This is a genomic window from Massilia sp. W12, from assembly GCF_037300705.1.
Lineage (GTDB): Bacteria > Pseudomonadota > Gammaproteobacteria > Burkholderiales > Burkholderiaceae_D > JACPVY01.
In genome coordinates this window covers 3489562-3503207 of the sequence record NZ_CP147776.1, presented here as the reverse complement: position 1 = coordinate 3503207, position 13646 = coordinate 3489562, and the positions used below count along the sequence as shown (strand labels likewise).

General features: G+C 57.9%; 9 protein-coding genes. 4 read left to right on the top strand and 5 right to left on the bottom strand.

What is annotated here, in order from left to right:
- Positions 1–4: 4 nt before the first annotated feature.
- A complete protein-coding gene (locus V8J88_RS14025) occupies positions 5–817 on the bottom strand; it encodes a mechanosensitive ion channel family protein (protein WP_338844762.1) in 813 nt (270 codons plus the stop codon).
- A 352-nt stretch (positions 818–1169) separates the two neighbouring features.
- Between V8J88_RS14025 and V8J88_RS14020 the strand changes: the two genes are divergently transcribed.
- Together V8J88_RS14020 and V8J88_RS14015 are read left to right on the top strand one after the other, a co-directional pair.
- Positions 1170–3470 carry a prolyl oligopeptidase family serine peptidase gene (locus V8J88_RS14020; RefSeq protein ID WP_338844761.1) on the top strand — a complete coding sequence of 767 codons (2301 nt, stop codon included), beginning with the start codon at positions 1170–1172 and terminating at the stop codon, positions 3468–3470.
- 14 nt (positions 3471–3484) lie between these two features.
- Positions 3485–4711: a Xaa-Pro peptidase family protein gene (locus V8J88_RS14015; protein WP_338844760.1), complete on the top strand. Its 1227-nt coding sequence runs from the start codon at positions 3485–3487 to the stop codon at positions 4709–4711.
- A 22-nt stretch (positions 4712–4733) separates the two neighbouring features.
- Here V8J88_RS14015 and V8J88_RS14010 read toward each other — a convergent pair whose 3' ends face one another.
- The gene (locus V8J88_RS14010) at positions 4734–5018 is read right to left on the bottom strand and encodes a hypothetical protein (protein ID WP_338844759.1); all 285 of its coding nucleotides are present in this window, start codon (positions 5016–5018) and stop codon (positions 4734–4736) included.
- 27 nt (positions 5019–5045) lie between these two features.
- Positions 5046–5957, bottom strand: a complete 912-nt coding sequence (locus tag V8J88_RS14005) for a LysR family transcriptional regulator (protein ID WP_338844758.1) — start codon at positions 5955–5957, stop codon at positions 5046–5048.
- A 97-nt stretch (positions 5958–6054) separates the two neighbouring features.
- Between V8J88_RS14005 and V8J88_RS14000 the strand changes: the two genes are divergently transcribed.
- Entirely contained in the window at positions 6055–7047 is a 993-nt protein-coding gene (locus tag V8J88_RS14000; protein ID WP_338844757.1) for a TerC family protein, read from the top strand.
- A gap of 264 nt (positions 7048–7311) precedes the next feature.
- On the opposite strand, the gene V8J88_RS13995 is transcribed toward V8J88_RS14000, so the two are convergent.
- The gene (locus V8J88_RS13995) at positions 7312–9408 is read right to left on the bottom strand and encodes a TonB-dependent receptor (RefSeq protein WP_338844756.1); all 2097 of its coding nucleotides are present in this window, start codon (positions 9406–9408) and stop codon (positions 7312–7314) included.
- A 209-nt stretch (positions 9409–9617) separates the two neighbouring features.
- Here V8J88_RS13995 and V8J88_RS13990 point away from each other — a divergent pair, with 209 nt between their 5' ends.
- Positions 9618–9779: a hypothetical protein gene (locus V8J88_RS13990; protein ID WP_338844755.1), complete on the top strand. Its 162-nt coding sequence runs from the start codon at positions 9618–9620 to the stop codon at positions 9777–9779.
- A gap of 387 nt (positions 9780–10166) precedes the next feature.
- Here V8J88_RS13990 and V8J88_RS13985 read toward each other — a convergent pair whose 3' ends face one another.
- Complete coding sequence (locus tag V8J88_RS13985; protein WP_338844754.1) at positions 10167–13541, bottom strand: metallophosphoesterase; 3375 nt, start codon at positions 13539–13541, stop codon at positions 10167–10169.
- Positions 13542–13646: the final 105 nt, after the last annotated feature.

The window sequence follows — 13646 nt, the reverse complement described above, 5'->3', positions numbered from 1 at the left end:
CAGATTACGGCTGCTGCATAAACACCATCTGTCCCGGCATCGGCGGCGGAAAACCGGCTTCCAGCATGGTTTCGCGGATCACCCGGTTGGTGTCAAAAAACACCTGGCCATAGTGCTCAGGCGCGCAATACGGACGCACCGCCAGCAGCGGGCCGAGCAGATTGCCTTCCAGAATATCCACCTCGACGGCTGGCGTGCTCAGCACATTCGGCACTTGCGCCACTTTTTCACGCAGCAGGCGCATTGCAGCGGCGTGATCTGCGGCGCCGGACAGCTGGCAACGCAAATCGACCCGGCGGAAGGGATTGCTGGAGTAATTCTGGATCGTGTCAGAAAAAATTTTGTTATTCCCGATCATGGTCAAAATATTGTCCGCAGTGTCAATTGAGGTGGTGAACAGACCGATTTCCTTGACCGTGCCGGTGACCCCGGCGACAGTCACGATATCGCCCACTTTATACGGACGCAGCACAATCAAAAAAGCGCCGGCGGCGAAATTCGCCAGCAAGCCCGACCAGGCCATGCCGATCGCCACGCCGGCGGCCGCCAGCAGCGCGGCGAAGGTGGTGGTCTGAATCCCGAAATAGCCCAAAATCCCTATGATCAGCAGCACATTCAAGGTGACAGTCACAACCGAGCCGAGATAGCGCATCACGGTCGCATCCACCTTTTGTTTTTGCATGGCGTTTTGCAAGAGATTGCCAACCATGCCGATCAGCCAGCGCCCGAGCAGCCAGAACAAAATGGCGGCGACAATTTTGACCCCGAACTGGGTCGCGACATCAATAGCGTTTTGCTGTAATTTGCTGAAATCCATGTAGTTCTCCGCGAGCATGCTGCCGGGAAAAACGCGACGCGAACGGCAGCGATCCGCGCGCGGCGCAAGCTTGTCTGACGCCATACACAGGCGCGCGCTTGCGCAAGAGGTGGCAGGCGATTGTATGCGGGAATCATGGCAGGCGCGCTGCCGCATATGCTTTTTTTGCCGCCCTGTGGCGCCGGCACAACTGCCATACAGGGTGCGGCGCGAAGCTTGAAATTGTGCGCAATTCAGCGTTTAGGCCATATGTGAAAACCTAGCCGCAAGGGAAGCTTTATATTATGCTTGAAACCGCATCCACACCGCTCCCTGCGGCGCGCTTTCCCCCACCAAACACGCCAAAACATATATGAATCCACATCAGATCGAAGACGACTTGGAATGGCCAGACAGATTGCAGGCGGCGCGCCGCTATCTGCCGCCAACGCTGCTGCAACATTGGCGCAGCGCGCCCATCCTGGCCGGCTGGCTGGGGCCGCAAGAAGCTTTGTTTTACTGCACCTTTCCGCAATTTTCCTTGTTTGTGCAAGCCGCCGACGGGACACGCCAGCGCTTGCGCAGCGGCCCTGAGTGCGGCCCCGCGTGGCAGCGCTGGTGGGAGGAATCAGGCCTTGCGCGCCTGCATCTGCAATGTTGGCTGGACGCCGCCAGCCGCTGCTTGTATGCGCAAGCAGACGGGCGCTGCTGGCGTTTGCGCCTGGACCAGCCGGAGGCGCAGATGGAAGTGGCCGGCAGCGCCAGCCTGCCGCCGGCGCAGGGCGGCATGCCGCTGATGCAATTGACGCCGGGCATGGCCTTATTATGTCCGCAGCAGCGTTATCAGATTCAAGCGCGCGACCACAATTTATATCTGCATGATGCGCACACCGGCAACGCCTGCTGGCTGACATGCGACGGCACAGAGCAGGCGCAATACGGTCTGGGCATGTATTTCGGTTTGCAAGTCAAGCAGGGTGTGCCGCAACAAAGCTTAAACGCCAGTTTTTCGCCGGATGGCCGCTATCTGCTCAGCTATCGCCTTGATTTGCGCGGCTGCAGTGTGCGCCAGATCCTGCGCCAGGATGACAAAGGGCCGCAGGCAGTGAGCTGGCCGGAAGTCATGAGCGGCGATGAACATGTCCCGCTGGCCAGACTCTGTCTGTTTGATCTGGAGCAAAAGCGCGCCATCGAATTGGATTTGCCCAGCCCGCAGGAATGCCGCTTCGCCATGTTTGACGCCGATTACAGCGGCCCCTTTTTCCTGCAGCAGATCTGCTGGGAGCAAGGCCGTTTGTATCTGCTGCCATGGGCGCGCGGGCGGCGCGCCTGCGCCTTGCTGGAAGTCGATCCGGCCAGCGGCGCCTGTCACACGCGCTATGTGCACAGCAGTCCAAGCCTGTTGCATTACCCCTTGTTTGGCGAAAATTGGCTGGTCGCGCAAGGTCAGGTGTTTTGCATTGCAGAAGCTGGCGGCTGGCCGCATGCGCATCTGTTGCAAAACGGCCAGTTGAAACAACTCACACACGGCGAATGGGCGGTGCGGCAGATTCTCGGCTTTGCCGATGGCTGGCTGTATTTTTGCGGCGGCGGGCGCGAAGCCGATGTCAGCGATCCGTATTACCGCCAACTCTACCGCCTCCAATTACGCCAGGAAAACGGGACATGGCAATTGGCCGGCTCCGAACAGCGTATATATGGCGTGGACGCCGACTTGCAGGTGCAAGCCGGGCCGGATTGCCGCCACTTTATCGTCACCAGCGCGCGTTTTGATCAAGCCCCGCGCACCCTGTGGATTGATCAAAACGGGCAGCAATTGCAGCTGGTGGGAGAGGGCGCGTTTGATAGTCTGCCCTGGCAGACCTTGCACGCTGTGCGCACGCCAGCCGCGCCGCGCGCCTGGGCCCCGCAGGCGCAAGGCGATCTGCACGGTTTGCTGTGTTTCCCGGCGCAATTCGATCCCGCCCGCAGCTATCCTCTGATCGTCACAGTGTATCCAGGCTGCCATACCACGACAGTGCCGAAACGCCTGGAGCCGGCCAGCCGGCAATTGTTTTTCATGCAAAGCCTGGCCGCACTCGGCTGTTTTGTGCTGCGCGTGGATGGCATGGGCGGGCCGGGACGCAGCCAGGCCTGGCACGATGTCTGCTGGCGGCATTTGGATGACGCGACGCTGCCGGATCAAGTCGCCGCCCTGCGCCACGTCGCCAGTCTGCACCCGCAAATCGATTTGACGCGGGTGGCGATTATCGGCTCTTCCGCCGGCGGCTATACCGCCGCGCGCGCCATGTTCACCCTGCCAGACGTGTTCGCCTTGGGCGTCGCAGCGGCGGGCAATCATGAATTATTGAAAGAGGGCGCCGAATGGACGGAAGACTACGGCGGCTGGCCCTTGGACAAGGCGCAACTGGCGGCGCACAGCAATGCCCATCTGGCGCCGCAATTGCAAGGCCGCCTGCTGCTGGTGCATGGCATGCTGGACGATAATGTCAGCGTCGGACAGAGCCTGGAATTGAGCAATGCCTTGCTGGCGGCCGGGCGGCAGTTTGATATGTTGATTTCGCCCGATGGCGATCATCAGCTCTTAATGCAAGACCAGGTGCAGGAATTCGTCTGGCGCTATGTGCGTCAGCATTTGATTAAGCAGCCAGCCTCCACGCTGGCCCAGGCATGATGCAGGAGAACTTTATGCAGCAACAAATCGGCGGCTCGCATGCCGCACAGGAATTGGCGCAAATTGCCGCAGGCAAAGCCGCCGCAGCGGCAATCCCGATCACACGCGCCGAGCGCGAGCAGCGCATTGCGCGCGCGCAGGAATTCATGGCGCAGCAACAGGTGGCCGCCCTGATCCTGCCGGCTGGCAGCAGCCTGCTGTATTTCACTGGCCTGAACTGGTATTTGAGTGAGCGCCTGGTCGGCGCCGTACTGACCCCGGAACGCGGCCTGGATTACATCAGCCCGGCGTTTGAAGAGTCCAAACTCGATGAATTGCTGTCCATGCCCGACACCGTCAGCGGCGCCTTGCATCTGTGGCAGGAAGAAGAAGACCCTTGCCGCTTAGTGGCGCAGGTTTTGCAAGGCACACGCGCTGCGCGCAGCGGGGCCGTGCTGGCGCTGGATGAGCAAGCCCCGTTTTTTATCTACGACGGCTTGCGCCAGGCCATGCCAGAGGCGCAGTTTGTGAATGGCAAATCCATCAGCGCCGCCTGCCGCATGCAAAAAAGCGCAGCCGAGTTAGCCTTGCTGCAAGCCGCCAAAAATATCACGCTGGATGTGCAAAGGCGCGCCGCACGCATTTTGCGCCCCGGCATTTCCGCATCCGAAGTGGCGAATTTCATTGACGCCGCACACCGCGCCCACGGCGGCGGCAAATCGACGTTTTGCATCGTCGGCTTTGGCGCGGCGACGGCGGTGCCGCATGGCGTCGAGGGCGAGCAATATCTGCGCGAAGGGGACATGGTGCTGATCGACACCGGCTGCCGCTTGCACGGCTATCACGCCGACATCACGCGCAGCTATGTGTTCGGCCAAGCCACGCCGCGCCAGCGCGCCTTGTGGCAAGTCGAAAAAGAGGCGCAGGCGGCGGCTTTTGCCGCTGCCGAAATCGGCGCGCCCTGCGGCGCCGTGGACGCCGCCGCGCGCCGCGTGCTGCAGCAAGCCGGCTTCGGCCCGGACTACCGCCTGCCCGGCCTGCCGCACCGCACCGGGCATGGCATCGGTTTGGATATTCACGAATGGCCGTATCTGGTGAAAGACAATCCACAGCCGCTGCTGCCGGGCATGTGTTTCTCAAATGAGCCGATGCTGGTTGTGCCGGGCGAGTGCGGGATACGGCTGGAGGATCATTTCTATATGACAGAAGCCGGCCCGCGCTGGTTTACCGGGCCGTCGCCGGCGATTGATCAGCCGTTTTAATCAAGGGCCAGCGCTGGCGGCGTCAGCCCGCCTGCCGGCGCCATTCCGCCTGCGCTTGCTGCACCGCCTCACTGCGGCCAAAATATGACAGATGGCGCGCCTGAAACGGCGCGCTGTCTTGTTGCACCTGATTGGCTAAAGCCTGGATTGCCGCCATGCCCAGCTGCCGATAGGCGCCGGTTTCGGCAGCGTTGAGCGCAAACTCCAGCATAAACATGGCGCTGCCGCCGCACAGCACGGCCAGGAACAGGGTTTCATTTTCTTCAAACAGCATCCAGGAATATGCCAGTTCCGCCAGCACGCGCATGGCTTGCCCTCCTGAGGCCGGACTGCTTCAGGCCAGCGCCTGATTGGCGTGGGACAGAATGATTTCCAGCGCAGGATGCTGGATTTTGCGATCATTTGAAATCGCATAACACTCTTCCGTCACGCCCGTCATTTCGCCCAGCGGCAGCGCATTGTATTGCGACTTCATATCCTCTTGCAGCTCCATCGGGGCCGGGAACAGACCGACGCCGGCGCCGCCAAAGGTTTTCAGCAAGGCGCCGTCTTCAAATTCGCCCCGTAATTCACAACGGATTTTCTGATCCGTCATCCAGCCGTCAATCAAACCACGGATAGCGGTATTGCGGGTCGGCAATAAAAGCGGCGCGCCCGCCAGATTGCGCGGAAAATCGCTGTGATATTGCTCATACAGATCTTTAGTTCCGTACAAACCGAGTTTGAAGCCATGCAAACGGTGGCTGAACACGCGCACGCTGGCGCTGCCGTTATAGCTGCGGTCGGTCAACAGCACATCCAGCTTGTGCAAAGCCAGATCGGCTAACAGCGATTCAAATTTGCCCTCATAACAAACGAGGCGGATTTTCTTGTTCATCACCTGCTCGCCCAGCGTGGCCTTGAGCATGTGATACGCCAGAATCTTGGGCAGGGCGTCGGAAATCCCGACCGTCAGACGCAAAGTCGAATCAATCCCGTCTTCGCTCAGCGCCTCTTGCAATTGCTCGCCCAGCAAAAAGATTTGATCTGCATAGGTCAGCGCAGCCCGTCCCGCTTCGGTCAGCACCAGGCGGCGGCCCTGTAAATTCAACAATGATTTTCCCAGCGATTGCTCCAGCAAACCGACCTGGGTGCTGATGGTCTGCACCGCCACGCCCAGCCGTTCCGCCGCGCGCGTGACCCCGCCTTCTTTGGCGACCACCCAGAAGTAATAGAGGTGGTGAAAATTGATATTGAGCGATTTCATATGGTTTTCCCGAAGTGATGCTTCGATTATCTTCCATTTTTTTGGAAGATGGAAGTGGTTAAGATGCCACGGTCGATCACATGAAAGGACAATAAAAATGGAATGGTTTAATCAAGTGGCGTTGGGAGCGCCACTCTGGATGTGGGGCAGCTTCCTGCTGGTTGTGCTCCTGTTGGTCAGTTTCGACCTTGGAATTTTGCATAAAAAGGATGAGGAAATCAGCGTAAGCCAGAGTTTGCGCTTATCAGCCTTTTATATTTTTGCCGGTTTGCTGTTCGGCCTGTGGGTGTGGCATATCAAGGGCGGCACTTCCGCAATGGACTACTACACCGGCTTTTTGATTGAGAAAAGTCTGTCGCTGGACAATATTTTTGTGATCTCGCTGATTTTCAGCTATTTCGCCATCCCGCGCGCTTATCAGCACCGCGTCTTGTTCTGGGGCATCATCGGTGTGATTGTGCTGCGCGGAATCATGATCGGCGTTGGCGCTGCAGTGGTCAAAGAATACGAATGGACGCTGTATCTGTTCGCCGCCTTCCTGATCTTCACCGGTTTCAAGATGATGTTGCCGGAAAAAGAGGAAGCGAAGGATTTTGCCGACAACGCGGTCTTGCGTTTCCTGAAAAAACACATGCGTGTCACCAAGGATCTGCATGAGCAACAATTCTTTGTCAAGCAGACGGATAAAGATGGCGGGTTGAAATGGTTCGCCACCCCGCTGTTCCTGGCGCTGTGTATGGTCGAAATTTCTGACGTGATTTTCGCGGTTGACAGTGTGCCGGCGATTTTCTCGATCACCAAAGACCCGTTCATCGTGTATACCTCGAACATCTTTGCGATCCTGGGTTTGCGTGCGCTGTACTTTGCTCTGGCTGCGGTGTTGGCGCGCTTCCATTACCTGAAATATGCGCTGGCGGCAGTGCTGGTGTTCATCGGCAGCAAGGTGTTCCTGGGTGACTTCGTATTCGGCGGCAAAGTGCCGGCAGTACTGTCCCTCTCGGTGACCTTCGGTTTGTTGGCGGCTGGCGTGCTGTACTCGATGTACAAAACACGCGGTCAAGCAACGCAAGAGGCCAGTCAGCTGCAGTAAAGATTGTGTGTAGTGTCTGCGTGCGTCGTTCTCCCGGCTCCCGCATTTACCCCGCGAAAGCGGGGTTTTTTTTTGCCCGGCGGCTTTACACAGCGCTTTCAAGCGTCCCGCCATTGATACGGTACAGTCGCTGAATCTATCTTCGCTGCACAGTGTTGCGCGGTGACGCGCCCGCCTGTGCAGCTTGCCTGCAGCCTTTGCGCACTGCAAAAAGCCCGCCCGGTTTGCGCCGGGCGGGCTTGTTCAGTAATTGCCTGGATTGTTTTAAAAACGATATACCGCTTGCGCATAGATGCTGCGGCGCGCCAGCGGGATATCGTCTGCCAGCGCCGGCGTGAGCGAGGGATCGCGCACATCTGCGTTGAGCAGATTTTTCAGATTCAGATGAAATTCCCAATTGCCGGGGCGGCGCGCATACTGCAGCATCAGATCCAGCGTGCGCGCATCCGCAATCGGCGCGCGTGGATCGCCCAGCGCGCGCGCGCGTTGACTGACTTGCTTAAACTGGGTATGCAGATTCCAGCCTGGGGCCATACGCCACTCCAGTCGCGCATAAGCTTGCCTCTGCGGCGCCAAGCCTGCTTCGGCTTGCAAAACCTGATCGTGATTGCGCTGCCACGACATATTCCCAATCAGGCGTAAAGCCGGATTGATGCGCCAATCCATTTCCAGTTCGAGACCTTTGCCGCGCTGCGCGCCGCCATTCACATACGTCGCCCCGCTTGATGGGGCCGGGTTGGCCTGGGCGGCGATGATGTTATTGCGGCGGTAGTGGAATAAATTCATCTGCAGCTGCAAATCCGCATGCGCCTGCCAGGCGCTCGACCATTCCCAGGTTTGAATCGTCTCCGGCCGGATTGCCGGATTGCCATTATTGGTTGGATTGATGCCATACGATTCATTGAAAGTGGGGGCGCGGAACGCCTTGCCATATAAAAGTTTGTGATGCAAGTTGCCGGTTTTCCAGACCAGCGCCATGCGCGGATTGCTGACGCTGCCAAAGTCCGAATAGCGGTCGTGCCGCCAGCCGGCGGTCAAGCTCCAAAATGGATCAATCCGCCATTCATTTTGCAGAAAAACATAATGCAGCTTGCGCCTTTGCGGCCGGATATGCGGTTGCAGCGCGCTGACATCCTGAAGCGGGCCAATCGGCATCAAACTGCCATCCGGCGCCAGTAAAAAATTATTGCGATTGCCGGCGCGATACAAATCCAAGTCTTCGATCCCGGCCCCAAGACGCCACTGCTGATTGCGCCAGCCGCGATAACTCAAGTCAGCAGACAGGCGCAGATGGTGCTCAGCGCGCCAGGGCAGGGCCAGCACGCCTTCCGGAAAAGCCCCGCCTGGCAGCGCAACGCCGGGCGGCAACAACTCAATCGGCTTCGCGCTTTGATTTGCGTCATGCAAATTGGTATACGAAAGATTGGCTTGCAAGCCCAGCATCGGGGCCAGTTCCGCATCGCGGTATTGCAGCAAAAAAAGATTGCGCTCAGAGCGCAAACGCGACTGCCGGCCAGGGCTTTCCAGCGCGCCGGCATAACCAGGCCCGGCGCCGATGTTGTCACGCAAACGGTGTAAAAAATACAAACGCCAATTGCGATAGCCGAGATCCATACTCAGATCCAAATCCTCATGCCGGTTGTCGGTCAAACCCGGCGCATTGCTGCTGCGTGTGCCGGTGAGGCTGTCCAGCAGACTGGCGGCATCGCTGCGCACAGTCTCGCGCACCCCATCGGTTTTTTGATGATGCAGATACAGGGCCAGATCCAACTCACCCTTGCGCAAGCCGTGTTGCAACCAGAATTGACGTGTGTTTTGCGAGCCAAAGCGTAATCCGGCCTCAGTGCCCGGTGCATCGGCGGCTTTTTTGCTGATGATATTGATTACCCCGGCATATGCATCCGCCCCATACAGCGCGGACGCCGGGCCACGGATGACTTCAATGCGCGCCACATTTTCCAGCGGCACAAAGACAAACGGCACCCCGCCATCGCCCGAGGTGATGCTGGCGCGGTTGACGCCATTTTGCAAAATCAATACCTGCGGATTGGTCGCCGCCCCATGGCCCAGGCCGCGAATCACAAATTTATCGCCATACGCCTGCATATCGGCATGGCAGCTCATGCCCGGAATCGCCGCGATTGCCTCACACAAATTGCGCGCTCCCATGGCGCGGATATCTTCGGCATGCAATACGCTGGCTACGGCCGGCGCACGCGAAAGCGGTTGCAGATAACCGCTGGCAATACTGAGCATGGACTTGGCGCCATACAGTTGTTGCAAGTCATCCTCATCGCTGTTTTGCGCCATGGCTGGAAGCTGGCAGCCAAACAGCGCGCTGAGAGAGATACAGAGAAGCATTGTTTTCTGCATGAGTCTTTCCCTTTGAACGGAACATGCTGAGTGTAGCGCCTGCAGGCAGCAGCCCCGACGCATCCTCATCATTTTATGCAGATATCCGCCATAGTCGGCAACACACTCCAGAGGGTAATTTTTCAGCTGCGCTGTCCGATAATCAAAACACAGCGGCCGAAGCCAAACCGCCGCCGGCAATCACAAGGAGAATAATCATGAGCGCCACCACCCATCCCGACAAACAGCAAGTGCGGCAATGGCTGCAAAACCAATTACGCGCGCACTGCCCGCCGCCTTCCCCCGGACAAATCAGAGAGGCTTTGGATTGGCATGGATTGCCGCGTGGAAATAAGTGTGATCCAAGCCACAAGAAATAATTGCCGCATGGAAATTTTCATGTATAATGCATGGCATTGAAGCTTGATGTGTGGAAACAGCAAGTGTGTTGATCTCAGTGCGAGTGAGGTTAACCGTTTCATCTCCTGAAATGTGTTGCAAAGGTGCTCTGCCCGCAGTCGCAATGACTGCGGGCTTTTTTTTGCCTCAAGATTCGCCCGGACTCACGCCAAAAGCAGGCCGGGGCTATGGGCTTCAATCCTCTCCCGCAAATCCAGCAAGGGCCGGTGGCCGGGCGCAAGGTTGGAATTTCTTCCCACAAATAAAACTACGGCTGGTGGCTGGCGCCTGTTCCTTTGTGTATCCACCTGTGTCGGATGCCGGGTTATCGCTTCGATCAACCCAGCCTTCTACTTTTGGGTTTTGACCTATTTTTGCGCCAGATTTTGCCATTCCGCTTTGCGCAGGCCATAGCCGCATTCCTCAATCAATTCCCCGGCGCGCTGGTGGTCTTGCGCGGGGGAGGACTCTGGCCAGGGGTAGGGCTGGGCTTTGCCAAACAATTCCAGCCGCGCCAGCAGGGTGTCGGTTTCATACAGCAGCATGCCGCAACGGCGGGCGATGGCATAGGCTTCGTTCAGCGCCGCCAGCGCGGCGGGGTGGTCTTGCAAAGCGCATTGAATGCGGGCGTGGGTGAGCAGGGCGGGGATGATGTAGCCGCTTGAGTCACCTTGACGGATCAGGCACAAGGCTGCTTGGCTGTGGGTGAGCGCTGCTTGCAGGCTGGCGGCGGCGTCCGGCTGCGCGGCGCGCGCCAACAGCAGTTGGCATTTGGCTAAGGTGTGCTGATCTAAACCCTGATCTAGCAAATAACCATTTTCTTGAGCCCATGCTAAAGATTGATGCGCGCACTTGGCCACCTCCGCCGCGCTGCTTTGCTGCGCCAATAGGATCTCGCAATACTGAAAACCTTGCAGCGAATACAGCAGCGGGTAGGCTGGCTGCATTTCCACTTGCAAGCGCTCGGCTTCTTGCATCAAGCGCACTGCGCTGGCGCTGTCGCCGCTTAAAAAACTGTGCCAGGCAAGGTTGCTGCGATTTGCCATTTTCATAAAGGCGTCTTGGCTTTGCTCTGCATAGTCCAGCGCCTGCCGGGCGCTGGCAAGCGCGGTTGGCAAGTGGCCGAGCAGGGCTTGGGTTTGGCTGAGGTTGCTGGCAGTGCGGGCGGCGTTTTGCCAATTTTTTTGTTGCACACGCATGGCAAGATTAGCTTCCATCAAGGGCAGGGTTTCCGGCAAACGCCCCAAGGCGCGCAGGTTAAAGGCGGCAACGTTAAACAGCCAAGCCTGGTTGCCAGCAGAGATTTGTACTACGGCCCCTGCTTGCAGGGCGCGCCAACCCGGCGCAAAAAAATGGGCGATGGCGGCCAGGTCGTGGGCATAGGCGCCGAGTTTGCGGATGCTGTAAAACGCAGCGCCGCGCAGGATGCGTTTGTCATACACATCCCATCGCGCTTTTTCATACTCCCCCGCCGCACAGCCATGCATCACGGCTTCATACAGCGGCAATAAATCTTCCAGTGTCGGGTTGTCTTGATCCGGGGTGTTTGTGCATAAAAACTCAAATACGCGCTGATGCGCCTGGCGCCAGCCTTGCGGGCTTTGCGTTTGCAATGCGCGCGCAAAGTATTCGCGCAGCAAGGGGTGGGCGTCCAGGTTGCGCCATACGCCATGCTGGTCTTTGCCTTGGCTGATCAGCTTGGCTTGTTCCAGGCGGCTGAGCAGGGTTTGCAGGGTGTTTGGCGGCAGGGCTTGCGGGGTTTGCTGGTTTTGGGTATTGAATAAGGCATCCGTCACCCCCGCAATTGGCTCACCTTGCAACAGGCACTCAATGCTGGCGCGGCTGGCGGGTTTATCAAATAGGCTGAGCATGTGCAAAATCGCCAGCGCCGCTTTGCCGTATTTTTCATCAGTTTCCAGCCAGCGCGCATAGGCGCGAATCGCGCGGAAAGCGTGGCCGTGGCGTTCTTCTTCGTCGGCAATCTGCCAATCGACCAGATCTCGCTTGGCGATGTCGCCGCCGTGGGCTTCTTTTAAATACAGGCCGAGGATGCGCAGGGCCAGGGCGTGGCAGTGCAGTTCATTCGCGGCGTCTTCGAGTTCCTGTGGTAAGCCGATGATGTCCAGACTGCGCAGCAGGGCAACTGCGGCAGGCAAGGGCAGGGCGGGCAGGTCGATTTGTTCCAGATGGGCGGTGAAGCGATCATCCAGCGCGTAGCGGCTGGTGATGAGGCACAGGCTGGGGCCGTCCCAGTAGGTGAGCAGGGCTTCAATGCCCGCGTCTTTGAACCTGCCGCGTTCAGGGCAGGTGGGCGGCATTTGTAGCGGCTCCAAGCCATCCAGCAAGAGCAGTGCTTTGGTTTTTTTGCAGCATTCGGCCAGCTTTTGGCCTTTTTCCCATAGGCTGGCTTGGCTTTCAGCGAAACCGGTTTCGCCGAAAAATTTTAAGGCGGCGCGCAAGAAAAGGTCTGAGCTGGCTTGGCTTTGGTCGCTGGAACCCTGGCTGTAAAACGACCAGGCGAAGACTTTTTGCAAACCTGGCCAGCCGGCTTTTTTCAGGGAAAAAGCCCAATTCGTCATCAGCGAGGTTTTGCCTTCGCCACCCAGGGCGATGATGGTGGCGATTTTTTTTGCGTTTGGGTTTTTGAGCAGCGCATCCAGCTTGGCTAATTCCGGCTCGCGGCCCAGCAAATCCGTCAGCAAATATTGCTTGATGTGGCTGAGGTCTTCTTGCGCTGGCAGTGTGTTTTTTGGTGTGCTTGGCGGTTTGGACGTGGTTTCCATGCCCGCGCCTTGCGGCGCGGGATCGAGTTGGCAAGCGCTTTCCTTACTCAGCCGCCAAGGCTCATCCACACTGCCGGGATCAAATTCCCACGGCTGCCGCGCCACCCGCGCGCCATCAATCCGTATCAAGCTGAAGCTGTTTGTATGCCCGCCATCCTCAAATGTGGCGCCGCCTTGGAAATGCCAGGCTTTGTCACACACCTTGCTGGGCTTTTTAATCTTGCCATGCGTATGCCCGCTCAAAATCAGATGGCAGCGCGAGGCGACAAAATCATCAATATCCACCCGCCCCCGCGCATTGTTTTCTTCCGGGTGCAGCCAGTCAAAAGGATGATGCAGTATGCCCACTGTCAGCTTAACCCCGGTTTTGCAATCGGCTAAGCCATTTTCCGCCGCCAGCACCTGCAATTGCGGCAGGCCCAGCCAGAGATTGTCTTTATCTTTATCGCCTTGCGCATACCAGGCCGAATTCATCACCAGCACGCGCAAATCATCCCATTCGCAGATGCCGGCCAGGCGGTTTTGTTCGGCGCCTATGGTCAGCAAGGGCAAGCCGAAGTCGGCGCAAAATTGGGTGAAATCGGTGAAGCTATGTTGGTTGAAAATTTTTGCGATAGGCGGGGCTAAGGCTTTATCAGCCGCCTTGCTATCTGCAGGATAGGGAATTCGTTCGGCGGCATTGCGATTGCTGTCATGATTCCCGGCGCAGATTTGCACCTTATCCGCCGACAAACCGCACACCGCCAGCAATTTGTTCAGCCACGCCCCGGCCAGCGCATAATCAGAAGCCGCCCCCCGCATGCCCAAATCGCCGCTGATCAAGATGTAATCCGGCTTCCAGCAACGTTCATCACGCAGACAGTCCAGCAAACCATCCAAACACAGCTTGCGTTGCGCCTGCTGCGTAGGATCGCCATCAAATCCAAAATGCAAATCCGATAAATGCAAAATTGTCGGCATCGCTGATCCATGGTCATGGGGAATATCGCCAAGTATAAGGCTTTTTTTCACCCCTTCTATAAAACCAAGCCTGTCTATTCAGACCATCTATAAACCATGTGCAGA